This is a genomic window from Bacteroides sp. An322 (genome assembly GCF_002161765.1).
GTDB classification, from domain to species: domain Bacteria; phylum Bacteroidota; class Bacteroidia; order Bacteroidales; family Bacteroidaceae; genus Phocaeicola; species Phocaeicola merdavium.
Map to the genome: position 1 here is coordinate 56,390 of NZ_NFIN01000019.1, position 16,467 is coordinate 72,856.

A 16,467-nucleotide genomic window follows, 5' to 3' on the forward strand; every position below is an offset into this window, starting at 1 on the left:
TAGTTATTTAATTAAACAAAAAATACAATTCACATCTGACATATACAAACTTTAGCCATTTCCTTTTTCTATCATCTCCAAAGTTTGCAACAAATTGTCGACTTGTACTTCCAACGATTTGCTTCCGTCATTTATAATCACAAAATCCGAACGATTACATTTCGTCTCATCATCCAATTGGGCAGCCATACGCTTACATACTTGTGACTCTGTCACTCCATCACGCTCCTGCACCCGTTTCAGCCTTATCTCTACAGGTGCATATACTGCCACTACAAAATCGACAACATCTTCAAAACCAGATTCAAACAGAATCGCACTTTCCAATGCAACCCAACGTTTGTCTTGTTTCATTGCCCAACGGTTGAAATCTGCCTTTACCTGCGGATGTACAACCGAATTTATCCGTTCAGCATTTTGCTTGTCTGCAAACAAATACCCCGCAACCAAAGGCTTATTCAATTCTCCATTCTCTTGATAAACATCATTTCCTAATAATTTTATCAAGCCTTTACGAATTTCCGCATTTTCCAACATCAGCCGTTTGGCTTCTGAATCAGTATCATAAACAGGTACACTTCGCTCCATCAGCAGCCGGGAGACATACGATTTTCCGCTTCCAATTCCGCCTGTTATTCCTATTTTTACCATCCGTTTCCCTCCCCTTCCGTTTGTTCTATCAAATAATCAACAGAAGCCGGAATGATACGAGCATGGCTCACGTAATCAGGTACAGACTTCAATGTCAACAGCAACTTATCACCATTTGCCTTCAGTATATCTTCGTAGGTTACGCCAATAAAGAAATCTTCCGAAGAAATTTCCTTAAAATGCATTAATCCAACTTGAAAAGTCACCTGCACTTTGGAGGGGAAAGTACGTAATACTTTATTTGCCGGGAAATTGATGCCTACAATCGGCACTTCCACCGTCTTTTCCGAATACATGTCTACATATACCGACAAATCGTTATAAGCAGGAACAAATTTCACTCCTTTCAATTTCTGGAGCGATACCCGTTTGTGCAAAGTATCCGCCACATTCTCCAAATCCACCCGCTCTGTATAGGCTGCCGTCAAGGTATCCAATACTTCCTGAGGGGCATAAGCAATTACTGAATCCGGAACAAAACCGATATGTGAAACATAATACTGAAGCCCCGCACGAACCTCTCCGTTCAAACGGACAGGAACCTTTTTTGCTTTCCCCATCGTATAAATGAAATCGAGCGTATCTGGACGTACCGATATCAGATGAGTAGAGACATTCAGTTGTGCAGCAACTTTCTTCAACAATTCCGCTGATGATATATGCACGTGTGTCCCCTTATCCCTATAATCATTGAAATCAAACGAAACAGGGAAAAATGTCCTGCCTAGCATATAATTAAGCAATACAGTACCACGGTCTTCTACTCGTACACGCACTTCATTGGGCAATTCTGAAGTAAGCACCGCTTCCTTAGGCACATTCTTCAGCCGCAACGGAACCTTAAATTCAGTCTGATACACGTCATCCAAAGTCTGCAACATCCAAAAGGCAAAAGAAACTAACACAAAAAACAAGAAGACCAGACACTCCTTACATTTATTACTAAGCAAGAACTTTCTGATCTTCTGTATTCCGAGTCTGTAATATTGCTCTATGTTCTTTACATCGAACATCAGCTACTTTCCTTCTATTATTTATTGCTTATTTGCTTGAGCTTGCGCGTCAGCATAAATAGAATTTTTATCTACCTTAATCTTTACGCTGGGAGCAATTTCCACGACAACCGTATTGTCTTCTATTTCCTTGATTTTCCCATAAATACCTCCGGCAGTAATCACAGACTGACCTACTTCCAGATTCTTACGGAAGTTCTGGATTTCCTTCTGCTTCTTGTTCTGCGGACGAATCATAAAGAAATACATAATAGCGAAAATCGCTACCATCATAATTAAGAAGGAGTAATCACCTGCTCCTTGCGCTGCCATAACTACAGTTAATAAGTTCATAATAATCGTTTCTTTGTGAATTAATAATTAGCTGAACAAATATACCACTTTTCTCTTAATTCTTTGTCAGCTTGTTTTCCTTTTTTAATTGATTAACTATTCCGTCCAATGTACCGTTGATAAAACCGCCGCTCTTGGGAGTGCTGTACAGCTTGGCAATTTCTACATATTCATTCAACGATACGTTCACCGGAATATTGGGGAAACTCAAGATTTCAGCCAAAGCGATTTGCATGATGATGACATCCATCACCGCTACACGCTTCAAATCCCAGTTTCTTGAATTCTCACTAATCAGGTGACGGTAATAATCTGCATTCAAGATAGAACGGCGGAACAAACGGCGTGCAAAATCCTGATCTTCCTCATCCTTAAATTCCGGAAGCAGTTCCTGATTCTCCCCGTTTTTCGGATCGAAGCGCTTGATAGTCTTCAACACGAACGTATCTACAATCTCCTTATCGTCGTTCCAATACAGACTTTGGTCTTCCAATACCTCATCCAACGCCTGATTATTGAAAATGATTTTCTTATACAGTTTTCTCCAGACTTCGCGGTCTTCTTCATACGATGAAGTTTCGCTTGCCATATACTCCTTATATATATCGCTCTGCATAATCTGTTCGCACAAACCTTTGATGAACTCAGGTTCGTTCTCCCAAGTTTTCTTTTGGTTGTTGGCAAAATCATTCAATTGCTTGTTTACTTCCAATTGAGCGATAAACTGATTGTCTACAAATTTGGTGTTCGGATTCAAATCCTCTTCTGTAGGGGCTAATTTGTGTTTCGCCGCGTCCAGCCGCCTGCTGGCATACCTTGTCACTTCTACCATAAGAAGCAAAAGATAGTTGTATAAATCATACGCCTTGGATAAACTGAAGAACAACTCCTTTTCTGCAGTATCCAAATTTTTGCCTCCATTCTGATAATAGGCATAAATGATTTGAACTACCTTCAAACGAATAAGAACTCTGTTAATCATACTATCTATAACTATATCATGTAATTGAGTTGCAAAATTACGATTTTCATACATATCATGCAAATAAACAACGCTTTTTTGCTGAAATTTTATGTTTATAGATATTTTAAGACATAGTTTCTTGGCTCTTTCCAGAAAAATCAGCAATTTTGAGGACGATTTTAGATATTATACACTATGGAAGAGTTAAAAAAGAAAATGACGACTACCGAGGGAGATAAAGAAATCGTTTTCACGAAAGCTATCAAAGCTGGAAAAAGAATCTATTATTTAGACGTGAAAAGAAACCGTAAAGGGGAAATGTTTCTGGCAATTACAGAAAGCAAAAAAGTAACAACAGGAGAAGGGGATGCATCGCAAATCAGTTTCGAGAAACATAAAATCTTCCTTTATAAAGAAGACTTTGAAAAATTCATGGCAGGTCTCCACGAAACAATCCAATACATCGAATGTGAACAAGGTCCCATCGCAGGAGAAAGCCACATGGCAACAAACGAAAGCCTCACCACAAACGAAATCTTACACGAACCGTTGAAAACGGACGATATTAAGATTGATATTGATTTCTAATCAAGCCATATTCTACATTCCAGCCCATGGAATATACGTTCCGGCTCGCGGAATATACATTCCAGCCCGTGGAATATACGTTCCATGGGCTGGAATATAAAACATACCCGCCTGCACATCGGTTTCTGAACCTCTAACCGGACATAATGATAAGAAATTTTACACGACAGATGTTTGCCATATCAAACATTTTCACTACCTTTGCACCGCTTTTTCAATTTCATCATTGTGCAAATGATGCACCGTGTGATGGCGAATTAAGCAAAATAACTTAATTTAGAGTAACACAAAAAACAATTCAAAACAATGAAATCAATTGACATTACAGGTTCTTTAAGAACAGAGACTGGAAAGAAAGCTACTCATGCTTTGCGTAAAAGCAATCAAGTTCCGTGCGTATTATACGGAATGAAGAAAGACGAAAACGGAAACCAAATCGCTACACACTTTACTGTTTCTGTTGAAGGTCTGCGTAATTTGGTTTATACTCCGCATATCTATGTAGTAAACTTGAACATTGATGGACAAGTTGTAAATGCCATCATGAAAGACATCCAATTCCACCCTGTAACCGATGCTATCCTGCACGTTGACTTCTTGCAAATCAACGAAGAATATCCGATTATCATGGAAGTGCCCGTTCAATTGGAAGGCTTGGCTGAAGGTGTTAGAGCCGGTGGTAAATTGGTTCTGCAAATTCGCAAATTGAAAGTAAAAGCGTTGTATAACGACATCCCCGAACGTTTGATTGTCAACGTTACTAACTTAGGTTTGGGTAAGACTATCAAAGTCGGAGAATTGCATTACGACAATGTAGAATTGCTGAATGCAAAAGAAGCTGTAGTTTGCGCAGTTAAATTGACTCGTGCCGCTCGTGGTGCACAAGCTGCCGCTGCAAAATAATATACAGCAATTAACACAAACTAAACAAATCCGCTTTCAATGAAATACTTGATTGTAGGCTTGGGAAATATCGGTGATGAATATCACGAAACCCGGCACAATATAGGATTTATGGTATTGGACGCTTTAGCTAAAGCGTCCAATATTGTTTTCAAGGACGGACGATACGGCGCCACGGCATCCTTATCCATCAAAGGAAGACAACTTATTTTGCTGAAGCCTTCTACCTATATGAACCTCAGCGGCAATGCAGTGCGTTATTGGATGCAACAAGAAAAGATTCCATTGGAAAACGTGCTCATTGTAGTAGATGATTTGGCACTTCCCTTGGGAAGCCTTCGCCTGAAAGGCAAAGGAAGTGATGCCGGACACAACGGATTGAAGCATATAGCCGCCACATTAGGCACACAGAATTATGCAAGACTGAAGTTCGGCATCGGCAACAATTTCCCCAAAGGCGGACAGATAGACTACGTTTTGGGACACTTCGATGAGGAAGAACGGAAAGTATTGCCCGAACGGATAGAAACAGCAGGAGAAATCATCAAGAGCTTCTGCCTCGCCGGACTAAACATTACCATGAATCAATTTAATAATAAGTAAACCCAATTTATGCCTGAAGCAAGAATAGACAAATGGATGTGGGCTGCACGCATCTTCAAAACCCGCACCATTGCCGCCGAAGCATGTAAAAAAGGAAGAATACACATCAACGGAGCACAAGCCAAACCTTCGCGCATGGTAAAACCCGGCGATGTAATTCAGGTGAGAAAACCGCCTGTTACCTATTCTTTCAAAGTATTGCAAGCGATAGAAAAACGAGTGGGAGCCAAATTAGTTCCGGATGTCATGGAAAACGTTACGACACCCGACCAATATGAATTGCTGGAAATGAGTAAAATCAGCGGATTCGTAAACCGTGCCAAAGGAACAGGACGCCCGACTAAGAAAGACCGGCGTGACCTCGACGAATTCTTTACTCCCGAATACATGGATGATTTCGACTTCGATTTCGATGATGAGGAAGAATAAATAGAACACAGAGACACGGAGGCACAGAGTATTTATTATACAAATTATATATTTTCTCTGTGTCTCTGTGTTCTATTTTCTGCAAATTACAAATTCGCCTTTACCGCATCAATCAGTTCCTGATATTCGGCATCCGACAAATAGACCTTGCCCGGATTCATTTGGAAAGTACCTCCGTAATCAGGTCCGTCTACATATTTCGGAGCCAAATGGAAATGCAAATGCGACAACTTGTCGCTATAAGCACCATAGTTAATCTTTTCAGGATTGAACGCTTTCTGCATCGCACGAGTTACCCGCACCACATCTGCCATAAAAGCATTACGGTCTTCATCACTCAATTCGTTCAAGTCGTTTACGTGATCTTTATAAGCCACCAGACAACGCCCCCGATACGTCTGTTCCTTAAACAAGAATACACGCGATACATTCAATTGGGCTATTTCAATCATCAGATTGTGCAATGTCTCATTATTTTGGCAATAGAGACAATCTTTCGGATCACTTTTCATAATTCTTACTTTTTATTTATGTGTTAAACATGGAATTTCATTCTGTTGCAAACAATTTTTTCAAATTAGCCGCTTCACCTACTACCCATACGACATCATTTTCGCGCAAAGGCGCATGAACATCAGGGGCACGTAACGCGTCTTCACCTGCCGACTCAATGCCTACCACCAGGCAATGATAATTCGAACGGAAGCCGCTTTCAATAATATTACGCCCGACAAAAGGCGACTTCTTATCCACAATAAACTGGCTTAGTTTCATTTCCCGTTTCTCCAAATCCTCTCCGTCAGGCGGAAGTACCGCCTTCTCTGCCATTGCGGAAAAGGCACTCAACTGTTCGTCTGTACCGATAATCTGAAGCGTATCATTCGGAAAAATACGGGATGTCCCGTCGGGGATATTCACCCGATGTGTACCCCGGATAATCGAAGTTACATGCACGCCATACTTCTTGCCTAAATCCAGTTCTTTCAACGTATGACCTACCCATTCTGAATCAGGAGAAACCGTAAAATCACTTAAATGTATGTCACGATCGAGCAATTTCCCAGCATAAGAAGGACGTTTGCCGCCTAAATATTCCTGCCGCATCTCTTTCGAACGCAAATTCAGTTCGAAGGTACGCTCCAACACAATGGATTGCTTTTTTAAGAAACGAGAGAATATCATGCCACAAACCACTAAAATAGATATACCCACTATTAAAGCGACCGAACCTTGAAACAAGCGTTCGATTATAAAGACCACAAAACCTACCCCTATCAATACACGGAAAATGACCAAAGAAATAAGCGGAGCATGATTGAATCGGTTGTCGTTCCACAATGTCCGGAACTCTACCGAATGATTTTTCTTCATAATCAATGCACGGAGGAAAGGTGCTATTGCCAAAATAGTAATGACAGCAGTCACAATCTTTCCCCATGTCATACCCAACACATCAAGAAGATAAGGGCGCATAAAATGCAGACTGATAATCAATACGGCAATAGAAAGCACCGAATAAATCAATACCACACGAGCCACTGCCAATAACAGCTTCTGCCAGTTGGTCTTATGGTTTACCGTAGACGAGCCAGCCGAATAACGCTCCAGCAGCAAGCGCCAACGACCGGGCAGATGACGGTCTATCACATTATAGGCAGGGACGGCAAGCCGAATCATATAAGGAGTAAGGAACGTGGTGATAACCGATACCGCCACCACAATCGGATAAAGGAAATCGCTCGTCACCTTCAAGCTGACTCCCATAGCAGCAATGATAAAAGCAAACTCACCTATCTGAGTCAAGCTGAACCCACATTGCATAGCTGTTTTCAACGGTTGTCCCGACAAGAGGACACCCAAAGTGCCAAAGACGGTCTGCCCCAACAAGACAGCCCCAACAATTGCCAAGATAGGATAACGGTATTCCACTATCATGTGCGGGTCGACCATCATACCCACCGACACGAAGAAGATAGCCCCAAACAAATCCTTTACCGGAGCCACCAAATGTTCGATATGTTCCGACTCGACCGTTTCAGACAAAATAGACCCCATGATAAATGCGCCAAATGCAGGCGAGAAGCCTACCGCAGCCGCCAGATAAACCATACCGAAACAAAAAGCAAGCGACACAATCAACAACGTTTCGTCACTCATCAGCTTACGTACCCGTTTTAACAATATCGGTATCAGGTAAAGCCCTACTACCAGCCATAATATCAAGAAGAAAACCAACCGGACGATACTGAGTATCAGTTCACTGCCCTCAAAATGCGTACTGACAGCCATCGTGGAAAGCATCACCATCAGCACAATCGCCAAAATGTCTTCGATAATCAATATCCCCAATACCACACCGGCAAAATGCTGTTGGCGCAAGCCCATATCATCGAAAGCCTTATACACAATGGTCGTGGAAGACATGGCAATCATTCCTCCTAAGTAAATGCAGTCCATTTGTTTCCAACCGAACATCCAGCCTACTGACACACCGATGATAATCATGAATAAAATAATGGTGCAAGCCGAAATGATTGCCGAACTTCCCACTTTCAACAATTTCTTAATACTGAATTCCAATCCTAAGGCGAACAACAGGAAGATAACGCCAATCTCCGACCACAAATCGATATTCGCTTCATCGACCACCGAGGGAGTAAAAGCGAAATGAGGGCTACAAAGGAAACCAGCCACAATGTATCCCAACACCAAAGGTTGTTTCAACTTCTTAAATATAAGAGTCATTACGCCGGCACAAATCAAAATCAGTGCCAAGTCGCTGATAAGAGGAGCTAATTGAGACATATCCGTTTACTTGTTTTTTAGTATCGTCCCGCAAAAGTAACAAAAAACAAAAAACATTGCTACCTTTGCAGCAAAATAAAACAGAAAATATGATAGTTTGCATAGCCGAAAAGCCCAGCGTGGCGCGCGACATAGCCGACGTACTCGGGGCAAAACAAAAAAAAGACGGATATATCGAAGGAAACGGATACCAAGTGACTTGGACATTCGGGCATCTTTGCACCCTGAAAGAGCCGCACGAATATACTCCCGCATGGAAAGCATGGTCGCTTTCCAGCCTACCGATGATACCGCCACGCTTCGGCATCAAACTGATAGAAGATTCCGGCATACAGAAACAATTCCAAACCATCGAACGCCTGATGCAGGCTGCCGATGAAATCATCAACTGCGGTGATGCCGGACAAGAAGGGGAACTTATCCAACGCTGGGTGATGCAGAAAGCAGGTGCGCATTGTCCTGTAAAGCGTCTGTGGATTTCCTCACTGACCGAAGAAGCCATCCGCGAAGGGTTCGCCAAGCTGCAAGACCAATCACAATTCCAATCGCTTTATGAAGCCGGACTAAGCCGTGCCATAGGCGACTGGCTTTTGGGTATGAACGCTACCCGTCTCTATACATTAAAATATGGACAAAACCGTCAGGTGCTTTCCATCGGACGGGTACAAACCCCTACCCTCGCCCTCATCGTCAACCGCCAGCAGGAAATCAAACATTTCGTACCCAAACAATATTGGGAACTGAAGACCGTCTACCGCGACACCACCTTCAGTGCCATTGTACGCAAAAGCGATGAAGAACTTGCCGAAGAAGCCGCACAAGCCAATGCGTCTGGTAATAAGAAAAAAAGCCAAGACGATAACCGAGGCATTCCTCCCATTACCGATGAAGCTACGGGAAAAGCCTTATTAGAACGCATCAGCCAAGCACCTTTCACCGTAACCGATATCAGCTTGAAGAAAGGCACCGAAGCCCCTCCCCGCCTCTTCGACCTGACTTCGCTGCAAGTGGAATGCAACAAGAAATTCGCTTATTCCGCCGACATGACCCTGAAACTCATCCAGTCGCTCTACGAAAAGAAAGTGGCTACCTACCCGCGTGTAGACACCACGTTCTTGAGTGATGATATTTACCCCAAGTGCCCGAAGATACTGGAAGGCTTAAAAGATTATACCACCTATACGGCACCGCTTGCGGGACAGAAGCTGATAAAATCGAAAAAGGTGTTCGATAACTCGAAAGTGACTGACCACCATGCCATTATCCCGACCGGCGTACAGCCGCAAGGGTTGACCGACATGGAAAAGAATGTATTCGACCTGATAGCCCGCCGCTTCATCGCCGTATTCTATCCCGATTGCAAATTCTCCACTACTACGGTCACAGGCGAAGCCGACGGCATCGAGTTCAAGGTGAGCGGCAAGCAAATCATCGACCCGGGCTGGAGAGTCATCTTCGCCAAGGAACCGAAAGAGGACACCAAAGAGAATGAAGAAGAAAGCGTACTGCCCGCCTTCACCAAAGGAGAAAGCGGACCGCACACTCCCATGCTGAACGAAAAATGGACCCAACCGCCCAAGCCTTATACCGAAGCTACTTTATTAAGAGCCATGGAAACGGCTGGCAAATTAGTAGATAACGAAGAACTGCGCGATGCTTTAAAAGAAAACGGCATAGGTCGCCCCTCTACCCGTGCAGCTATTATTGAAACATTATTTAAACGGCATTACATCCGCAAGGAACGCAAGAACCTGATAGCCACTCCTACAGGCGTGGAACTCATCGGACTGATCCACGAAGAACTGCTGAAATCGGCAGAATTGACCGGCATTTGGGAAAAGAAACTGCGTGAAATAGAACGCCGCAGCTACGATGCCAAACAGTTCTTAGACGAACTGAAGCAAATGGTAGGTGAAATCGTTAATAGTGTATTAAGCGACAACACCAACCGCCGCGTCACAGTGGTGCAAGAAGAACCTGTACGCAAAGAAGCGGAAAAGAAGAAAAAAACTCCGGCAACCAAGCGGACAAAGAAAGCAGCTGTTCCAGCCAAAGAACCGCAAACCGCATTGCCCGAAGGGGATGCCATCATAGGAACTGTCTGCCCTTTATGCGGGAAAGGCACGATTATAAAAGGAAAGACCGCCTACGGTTGCTCGGAATGGAAAAACGGCTGTACGTACCGCAAGCCGTTCTGAAAGAGTTAAGAGTTTATAATGAATAGTTAATAACGGTAAGATAGCCAGTATTCACTATCCACGTCACGCCGGATTTGTACTCCGGCGTAATTGACCTACGGTTCCGCAAACTCAATTACGTTGGATTGCAAATCAGCGTAACGAAAAGTTGCTTTTATTTTCTCCGATAAGTTTACTTAGCAAACCATGAACCAATGTATGATTGAAAGGATTAGAATCTGTTTCAGGCAGTCTCCCTTTTACGTTCTCCGTCCCAAAACCGCTTGCATCGATAATACAATCCAATCTCTTACATATCTTTGAAGGTATTCTGAAATGAATTATAACGTGATTAGCTTTAAGAACGCAATAATTATAATAGGATAAAAGAATATAGGTATTACTTTCCATAATCCACGCTTATAATGTTTTTTTCTTTCTTCTTTAGTCATTTTTAAATATTCCTCATGGATTATTTGAACATATCTGTCTTGTTTTAGCTTTTTGATTATCGCGTTGACAACTATTAGACATAAGATAACTGTACCTAAAGCTATACTTAATTTGTATTGTGGAGTTCTGTATATATGTACGAGTATAAAAAGAATTATGCAAGCTGTAAATACGAAAAGTGTTTGTAGAGTTCCCCAAATTCCGTTGTATATGTTTTTTTCATCAAATTCTTGTTTGTATTTTTCCATCATATAAATTTTTGAAATTACAATCTCATAATAGAATGATTTTATTTTTTTCATATTTTTCAAATAACATTATTGATTTACAATCAAAAAAGTGCGATTGCAGCATACTGCTGTTTTCCAAAAAAGCCGTGTATCAATGTTACGAGAACTATTGACACACAGCCTACATTGTTCTGAATTCGTCGAATTCACGTTATCTTATCCTAATTCACACTATTAACTATTCCCTAAAACAAGGCTCACCTGCTCGGGCAAATACCCGCTCCGGATGCGCCACTCTTGCGGATAGAGGTTATTGGCACGATTGCCGATGTTCTTGACAAAGCCCAATGCCTTTCCCTTATACCTTATTAATATATAGCCACGGGGAGCATCCGCCTCCAATGCAAACGCTTCTTTCCGCAAATAGGCAATCGCCTGTTCATAGCTTACCTCTACCGAAGGGAAAGCTTTCTCATTACGGCAGACCGACATAGCCAAGGCATGTGAAGGAATTAAATCTTTCCCCTTTATCTCTGCTACCTGAACACCCGCACATACCATGCGCATACGCTCCCGAAGATTTTCATAGACAGACTGATAAATAGCGGAAAATGCAGTAATCCGATTCTGCTCCATCATCCATGCATATTGGTCGGAAGATACTAACCAGTCTTTGACTTCTTTAGGCAAAACCGGCATTTTATCCTTCCCTTTCCCGCCTTTTGCTTTCTTTTCCTTCCGCTGGCGGAATGCCGGAATATCTTCCTCGCTTTCTCCCGACTTGCGCAAGACTGCCATAAACAACCCTTCGCCCTCGGTGCGATGAGACAAGAAGCGATATACAGGGAAATCTTTTCCTGCCAAATTCCCGGTTATACTCCATTCGGGCTGCACTTCTACCGGAAGCATTTCCGCCCCTAATTCTTCGGCTATCCATGCCACATTGTCTTCATTTTCTTCCCGATTGTACGTACAAGTGCTGTATATCAATAGTCCACCAGGTTTCAGGCACCTCCAAATATCACTCACGATACGCCGCTGGCGTTGCCAACAGAGCGTGACATTCTCCTTGCTCCATTCTTCTACCGCCACTGGGTCCTTGCGGAACATACCTTCGCCCGAGCAAGGGACATCGGTCAGGATAACATCGAATAAATCACCCAACTGAGCAAAATCGGCAGGATCGTTATTTAAGACCACGGTATCGGGATGCCCCCACTTCGTGACATTCTCCGCCAATACCTGCACCCGATTGCGCATCACTTCATTTGCTACCAACAGGCTTCCTTCGGGCAAGACAGAGCGTGCCAACGTAGATTTTCCACCCGGAGCGGCACAAAGGTCGAGCATCACTACCGGCTCGTGTACATATTGCTTTAAGACTTGTTCGAGAAACATCGAAGAAGCCTCTTGTACATAATAACATCCGGCATGAAACAAAGGGTCGAACGTGAACGCAGGACGGGAAGATAGATAATAACCCATATCACACCACGGCACCCGATGCCCCCCTTCAGGCACAGCATCCGTTTTCAAGCGATTTACACGGATACTGACCGGAGATTCCTTGGAAAGTGCTTCACAAAAGGCAGCAAACTGCTCTTCGCCCAGCAAATCACTGGTTCTTTTTATAAAATCAACAGGAAGATTCATTTTTTGTATGCTATAAAGTTGCGCAAAGATACAAAATCAAAAGTTTACAGGCAAACTGATTTCTTCCACTCTCTTCTTTTCGTATCCCTGAATCTGTGCCACAATCAAGTGAAGCTGAGTACCTGAGGTCAGAAGCTGCACTTTCTTGCCTTGCCCGTATTGCTTGATTTGCTCCACGGCTTCCGCCCATTGCTTTTCCGCTTTCTCTTCCGTATCGGATATGGAGAAGTATTTCAGTTCCAGAATATAACTGTGCTTTACCATTGGCCAGCGGGTCAAATCCGGCATCAGGAAGAAATCACAATAGCCGTGGTTCAGTTCCACTTCGGGAGCGGTCAGATAATATGTATTCAGGTTAAGATATGCGTTCATAAAGCCCTGCAAGTTACGTTCACCTTCTATCAGGCTACGCACCGAAGTCGTATCGTGATATGCCTGCAAGATATAATCCATCATCGGATGCCAATTGCCGTTTAAAGCAGCTTCCCGATAGCAACGTATTAAGCCGGATAGGTCTATGGGGTGCAGATTCTGGTATTCACGCAATAAGAACTCATAATATTGCTTGCGGACATTGTTGTTGGGAATGCCCAGTTCCTGTTCAATACCGTAATCATCGGTAAAGGTCAGCATCCCGTAATAGAACAACAGGCTCTTGAACATTTCCGGGTCGGTCAGCTGGGCTGCAGGGAAAGAATTGGCGACTTTGCCTGTGATAGAACCTTTCTCGGCTATTTCTAATAAGACTCCTTTTCGGTCCCCGTCCAGTTGGTCTAATTTAATCAAGTTGTTCAGCTTGGCATAATCCATGCTCGTGTTACGGTCTATCATCTCCTTAGGAGCACGACCGTTTTGGATAAAGCTGTTCAAATAATAAGTCACCATGTCGCAATTGAACATTTTCGGATCGGTATAGATTACCTCATCCGAAAAACAATATCCATCATACCAAGGCTTCATCTCGGTTATCAGTTGCTCTTCATCCGCCTGCAAGACACCTGCCTCCTGATAATAACGGATCATCTCCCGCACTTCCGTTTCACTGAACCCTAACATTTGGTTGAAACGGGAATCCATAGTAATGCTTGTGGCGATATTGTACCCACTGGTCAGGTCATCCAACGTAACCGGACTGACACCCATCATCAGGATACGGTCGTAGTTACCCTTGAACTTCTTGAACACATCCCGATAAAAACCGCTCGCATGAGTCATGGCATGATAAATATTCTCGCCTTTCTCGTTCAATACCGTATTGGTGAAATTATCGTATTCGTCCACAATCAGATAGAGCGAACACCCCTGGTCTTTGGCAGCATCGTGCACGTAATTCATGATGTCGCTAGCGGAAGAATATTTGTTCAATTCGTCCAAGTAATCCTTCGGATAATACGCCGCATACTTACGGGCGAAGTTCGTAAACTTCATCCGCATATACCCGTCAAAGTTTTCCGTTAACTCATCAATGGTTCCTCCGATTTGGGAAAAGTCGATATGCATCACTTGGAAACGTCCCTGATTCCACGTAGGATGCTCCGCTATCCAAAGCCCTTTAAACAGTTCCTGAAAATTATCCTTCTCTGCAATGTCATAATAATAGCGCAACATAGACAAGAACAGGCTCTTGCCGAAACGGCGGGGACGAATCAGGAAAAGGAAACTGGCTGTTTCTTCCAGCTTGGTGATAAACGAACTTTTATCTACCAAATAATAGTTTTCACGACGGATACGTCTGAAATCCGATATGCCGTAAGGAAGCGCTCTATAAGTTGCCATATTCAAACGATGCTTTTAGGGTTATCAACAAGGACAAAGATACACATTATTTCTGAAAAACAAAAGACGCTTCATAAATGTCTAAATCAAACCAAGAAACCCTACCCGGTTACTAATAAAACGAACCTATATGCATCGGCTTACGAAGCCAAGTGCGAAACGCGATAAAGCAGGCTTCATCAGCCAACGCATACGGATGCATTTTTGACAGCATATTACTGACAAATTGACAGGAATAATTTCTTAATTAACAAAGAAAAATCCGTTATCTGCCAAAAGAATGTTTGCGCATTCGCTCGAATCTGATTACCTTTGCCTGAAAAATCAAGCAAACACAGAAAAATGCAACAATATTTAGACCTACTCAGACGCATCCGCACCGAAGGCGTGCAGAAACACGACCGCACGGGAACGGGAACTATCAGCGTATTCGGACACCAAATGCGCTTCAACCTTGCCGATGGATTTCCACTGGTAACTACCAAGAAACTGCATCTCAAGTCCATTATCTACGAACTGCTTTGGTTCTTGCGCGGAGATACCAATGTACATTACCTGCAAGAGAACGGCGTGCGCATCTGGAACGAATGGGCGGATGCGGACGGAAACTTGGGGCATATCTACGGATACCAATGGCGTTCATGGCCCGACTATGAAGGAGGATGCATCGACCAAATAGCGGAAGCCATAGAAGACATCAAGCACAATCCCGACTCCCGACGCATCATCGTCAACGCCTGGAACGTAGCGGACCTGAAAAACATGAACCTTCCGCCCTGCCACATGTTTTTCCAATTCTACGTAGCAAACGGACGGCTCAGCCTGCAAATGTACCAACGCAGTGCCGATTGCTTCTTAGGCGTACCGTTCAACATCGCTTCGTATGCCCTCCTGCTCCAAATGATGGCTCAAGTGACAGGACTGGAAGCGGGCGACTTTATCCATACCTTAGGCGATGCACACATCTACCTGAACCACTTGGAACAAGTAGACCTGCAACTGACCCGCGAGCCTCGCCCGCTCCCTAAGATGAAATTGAATCCGGATGTAAAGAGCATTTTCGACTTCAAATACGAAGACTTCGAATTGACCGATTACAATCCGTGGCCGCACATCGCAGGAAAAGTTTCAGTATAAAATATACACCACAGATTACACGGATTTTATAAATTAATTATTTTAATCTGTGTAATCTGTGGTGAAAAAAGCATTAATCAATTATGATTACTATCATTGCCGCTATCAACAAAAACCGAGGACTCGGTTTCGAGAACAAACTATTATATTGGCTCCCCAATGACCTGAAACGCTTTAAGGCATTGACCACGGGGCACACCATCATTATGGGACGGAAAACATTCGAGTCACTTCCCAAAGGTGCTTTGCCCAACCGCCGCAACATCGTATTAAGCAAAGGAGCGCACGACTTTCCAGGCACCGAATGTTTTCACTCGTTGGAAGAAGCCTTGGCGCATTGTGCAGAAGAAGAGGATGTTTACATCATTGGCGGTGCCAGCCTCTATGCCGAAGCCTTATCTATTGCCGACCGCCTTTGCCTGACCGAAATAGAAGATGCTGATAAAGAAGCCGATGTATTCTTCCCGGAAGTAGACAAGAAAATATGGAAAGAGGTGAATCGGGAAACGCATCCCTTTGATGAAAAGCACGCATACGCATATAGTTTTGTGGATTACGAGCGTTAATCTCACCACAGATTACACAGATTAAAATAATTAATTTTAAAATCTGTGTAATCATCCAAATGGTAAATTGTAAATAAATTACTCTGTGTGGTGATAAATGTACTAAAATCTGTTAAGTCCGATGGTGCAGCTTTTCTAATGGAATGAAAGCCACTAAATTTGCAAGAAAAGCCATATGCTGCTAAG

The 16,467-nt window shown here is 43.2% G+C and carries 17 protein-coding genes and 1 pseudogene; 8 read left to right on the top strand and 10 right to left on the bottom strand.

The genetic code is table 11. The annotated features are described in order from the left end of the window. Window positions 1–51 precede the first annotated feature (51 nt). Genes coaE through nusB form a run of 4 tightly spaced genes read right to left on the bottom strand, consistent with a single transcriptional unit; the run spans window position 52 to window position 2,979 of the window. A complete protein-coding gene (gene coaE, locus B5F91_RS10655; RefSeq protein WP_087429077.1) occupies window positions 52–651 on the bottom strand; it encodes a dephospho-CoA kinase in 600 nt (199 codons plus the stop codon). Beyond that, window positions 645–1,664, bottom strand: coding sequence for a YbbR-like domain-containing protein (locus B5F91_RS10660; protein WP_087429078.1), 1,020 nt, complete (start codon window positions 1,662–1,664; stop codon window positions 645–647). The genes coaE and B5F91_RS10660 overlap by 7 nt, the downstream gene beginning before the upstream one ends. 21 nt (window positions 1,665–1,685) lie before the next feature. Then, window positions 1,686–1,997 carry a preprotein translocase subunit YajC gene (gene yajC, locus B5F91_RS10665; RefSeq protein ID WP_087429079.1) on the bottom strand — a complete coding sequence of 104 codons (312 nt, stop codon included), beginning with the start codon at window positions 1,995–1,997 and terminating at the stop codon, window positions 1,686–1,688. A 55-nt stretch (window positions 1,998–2,052) separates the two neighbouring features. Beyond that, window positions 2,053–2,979, bottom strand: a complete 927-nt coding sequence (gene nusB, locus B5F91_RS10670; protein ID WP_087429080.1) for a transcription antitermination factor NusB — start codon at window positions 2,977–2,979, stop codon at window positions 2,053–2,055. Window positions 2,980–3,156: 177 nt separating this feature from the next. On the opposite strand from nusB, the gene B5F91_RS10675 reads away from it, so the two are divergent. The 4 genes from B5F91_RS10675 to B5F91_RS10690 all read left to right on the top strand — a co-directional run bounded on the left by B5F91_RS10675 (window position 3,157) and on the right by B5F91_RS10690 (window position 5,484). Further along, window positions 3,157–3,549 (top strand): PUR family DNA/RNA-binding protein, encoded by a 393-nt coding sequence (locus tag B5F91_RS10675; protein ID WP_087429081.1) that lies wholly within the window; start codon window positions 3,157–3,159, stop codon window positions 3,547–3,549. A 306-nt stretch (window positions 3,550–3,855) separates the two neighbouring features. Beyond that, window positions 3,856–4,452, top strand: a complete 597-nt coding sequence (locus B5F91_RS10680) for a 50S ribosomal protein L25/general stress protein Ctc (protein ID WP_087429082.1) — start codon at window positions 3,856–3,858, stop codon at window positions 4,450–4,452. 39 nt (window positions 4,453–4,491) lie between these two features. Further along, on the top strand, window positions 4,492–5,055 hold the full coding sequence (pth, locus tag B5F91_RS10685; RefSeq protein ID WP_087429083.1) for an aminoacyl-tRNA hydrolase: 564 nt from the start codon (window positions 4,492–4,494) through the stop codon (window positions 5,053–5,055). A 9-nt stretch (window positions 5,056–5,064) separates the two neighbouring features. Further along, a complete protein-coding gene (locus B5F91_RS10690; RefSeq protein ID WP_087429084.1) occupies window positions 5,065–5,484 on the top strand; it encodes an RNA-binding S4 domain-containing protein in 420 nt (139 codons plus the stop codon). Between the two features lie 86 nt (window positions 5,485–5,570). Here B5F91_RS10690 and B5F91_RS10695 read toward each other — a convergent pair whose 3' ends face one another. Both B5F91_RS10695 and B5F91_RS10700 read right to left on the bottom strand, forming a co-directional pair. Continuing rightward, window positions 5,571–5,996, bottom strand: coding sequence for an HIT family protein (locus tag B5F91_RS10695; protein ID WP_087429085.1), 426 nt, complete (start codon window positions 5,994–5,996; stop codon window positions 5,571–5,573). Between the two features lie 37 nt (window positions 5,997–6,033). Continuing rightward, on the bottom strand, window positions 6,034–8,289 hold the full coding sequence (locus B5F91_RS10700; protein ID WP_087429086.1) for a cation:proton antiporter: 2,256 nt from the start codon (window positions 8,287–8,289) through the stop codon (window positions 6,034–6,036). Between the two features lie 89 nt (window positions 8,290–8,378). Here B5F91_RS10700 and B5F91_RS10705 point away from each other — a divergent pair, with 89 nt between their 5' ends. Further along, window positions 8,379–10,487 (top strand): DNA topoisomerase 3, encoded by a 2,109-nt coding sequence (locus tag B5F91_RS10705; protein ID WP_087429087.1) that lies wholly within the window; start codon window positions 8,379–8,381, stop codon window positions 10,485–10,487. A 320-nt stretch (window positions 10,488–10,807) separates the two neighbouring features. On the opposite strand, the gene B5F91_RS10710 is transcribed toward B5F91_RS10705, so the two are convergent. After that, on the bottom strand, window positions 10,808–11,221 hold the full coding sequence (locus B5F91_RS10710) for a hypothetical protein (RefSeq protein WP_013617265.1): 414 nt from the start codon (window positions 11,219–11,221) through the stop codon (window positions 10,808–10,810). A 39-nt stretch (window positions 11,222–11,260) separates the two neighbouring features. Between B5F91_RS10710 and B5F91_RS15400 the strand changes: the two are divergent. Continuing rightward, a pseudogene (locus B5F91_RS15400) lies at window positions 11,261–11,344 on the top strand (IS982 family transposase); the annotation flags it as partial. A gap of 39 nt (window positions 11,345–11,383) precedes the next feature. On the opposite strand, the gene B5F91_RS10715 reads toward B5F91_RS15400, so the two are convergent. Together B5F91_RS10715 and B5F91_RS10720 are read right to left on the bottom strand one after the other, a co-directional pair. After that, window positions 11,384–12,802, bottom strand: coding sequence for an rRNA cytosine-C5-methyltransferase (locus B5F91_RS10715; protein ID WP_087429088.1), 1,419 nt, complete (start codon window positions 12,800–12,802; stop codon window positions 11,384–11,386). Window positions 12,803–12,838: 36 nt separating this feature from the next. Next, the gene (locus tag B5F91_RS10720) at window positions 12,839–14,578 is read right to left on the bottom strand and encodes an ATP-binding protein (protein ID WP_087429089.1); all 1,740 of its coding nucleotides are present in this window, start codon (window positions 14,576–14,578) and stop codon (window positions 12,839–12,841) included. Between the two features lie 342 nt (window positions 14,579–14,920). Between B5F91_RS10720 and B5F91_RS10725 the strand changes: the two genes are divergently transcribed. Both B5F91_RS10725 and B5F91_RS10730 read left to right on the top strand, forming a co-directional pair. Continuing rightward, window positions 14,921–15,715 (top strand): thymidylate synthase, encoded by a 795-nt coding sequence (locus B5F91_RS10725; RefSeq protein ID WP_087429090.1) that lies wholly within the window; start codon window positions 14,921–14,923, stop codon window positions 15,713–15,715. A gap of 83 nt (window positions 15,716–15,798) precedes the next feature. Further along, window positions 15,799–16,281 carry a dihydrofolate reductase gene (locus B5F91_RS10730; protein ID WP_087429091.1) on the top strand — a complete coding sequence of 161 codons (483 nt, stop codon included), beginning with the start codon at window positions 15,799–15,801 and terminating at the stop codon, window positions 16,279–16,281. A 2-nt stretch (window positions 16,282–16,283) separates the two neighbouring features. Here B5F91_RS10730 and B5F91_RS15310 read toward each other — a convergent pair. Next, the coding region (locus B5F91_RS15310; RefSeq protein ID WP_204244682.1) for a hypothetical protein at window positions 16,284–16,467 on the bottom strand (184 nt) is incomplete at its 5' end.

Excerpts from the sequence above, each read along its gene's own strand:
- coaE (WP_087429077.1), bottom strand. The coding sequence starts at position 651 with ATGGTAAAAATAGGAATAACAGGCGGAATTGGAAGCGGAAAATCGTAT.
- B5F91_RS10660 (WP_087429078.1), bottom strand. The coding sequence starts at position 1,664 with ATGTTCGATGTAAAGAACATAGAGCAATATTACAGACTCGGAATACAG.
- yajC (WP_087429079.1), bottom strand. The coding sequence starts at position 1,997 with ATGAACTTATTAACTGTAGTTATGGCAGCGCAAGGAGCAGGTGATTAC.
- nusB (WP_087429080.1), bottom strand. The coding sequence starts at position 2,979 with ATGATTAACAGAGTTCTTATTCGTTTGAAGGTAGTTCAAATCATTTAT.
- B5F91_RS10675 (WP_087429081.1), top strand. The coding sequence starts at position 3,157 with ATGGAAGAGTTAAAAAAGAAAATGACGACTACCGAGGGAGATAAAGAA.
- B5F91_RS10680 (WP_087429082.1), top strand. The coding sequence starts at position 3,856 with ATGAAATCAATTGACATTACAGGTTCTTTAAGAACAGAGACTGGAAAG.
- pth (WP_087429083.1), top strand. The coding sequence starts at position 4,492 with ATGAAATACTTGATTGTAGGCTTGGGAAATATCGGTGATGAATATCAC.
- B5F91_RS10690 (WP_087429084.1), top strand. The coding sequence starts at position 5,065 with ATGCCTGAAGCAAGAATAGACAAATGGATGTGGGCTGCACGCATCTTC.
- B5F91_RS10695 (WP_087429085.1), bottom strand. The coding sequence starts at position 5,996 with ATGAAAAGTGATCCGAAAGATTGTCTCTATTGCCAAAATAATGAGACA.
- B5F91_RS10700 (WP_087429086.1), bottom strand. The coding sequence starts at position 8,289 with ATGTCTCAATTAGCTCCTCTTATCAGCGACTTGGCACTGATTTTGATT.
- B5F91_RS10705 (WP_087429087.1), top strand. The coding sequence starts at position 8,379 with ATGATAGTTTGCATAGCCGAAAAGCCCAGCGTGGCGCGCGACATAGCC.
- B5F91_RS10710 (WP_013617265.1), bottom strand. The coding sequence starts at position 11,221 with ATGAAAAAAATAAAATCATTCTATTATGAGATTGTAATTTCAAAAATT.
- B5F91_RS10715 (WP_087429088.1), bottom strand. The coding sequence starts at position 12,802 with ATGAATCTTCCTGTTGATTTTATAAAAAGAACCAGTGATTTGCTGGGC.
- B5F91_RS10720 (WP_087429089.1), bottom strand. The coding sequence starts at position 14,578 with ATGGCAACTTATAGAGCGCTTCCTTACGGCATATCGGATTTCAGACGT.
- B5F91_RS10725 (WP_087429090.1), top strand. The coding sequence starts at position 14,921 with ATGCAACAATATTTAGACCTACTCAGACGCATCCGCACCGAAGGCGTG.
- B5F91_RS10730 (WP_087429091.1), top strand. The coding sequence starts at position 15,799 with ATGATTACTATCATTGCCGCTATCAACAAAAACCGAGGACTCGGTTTC.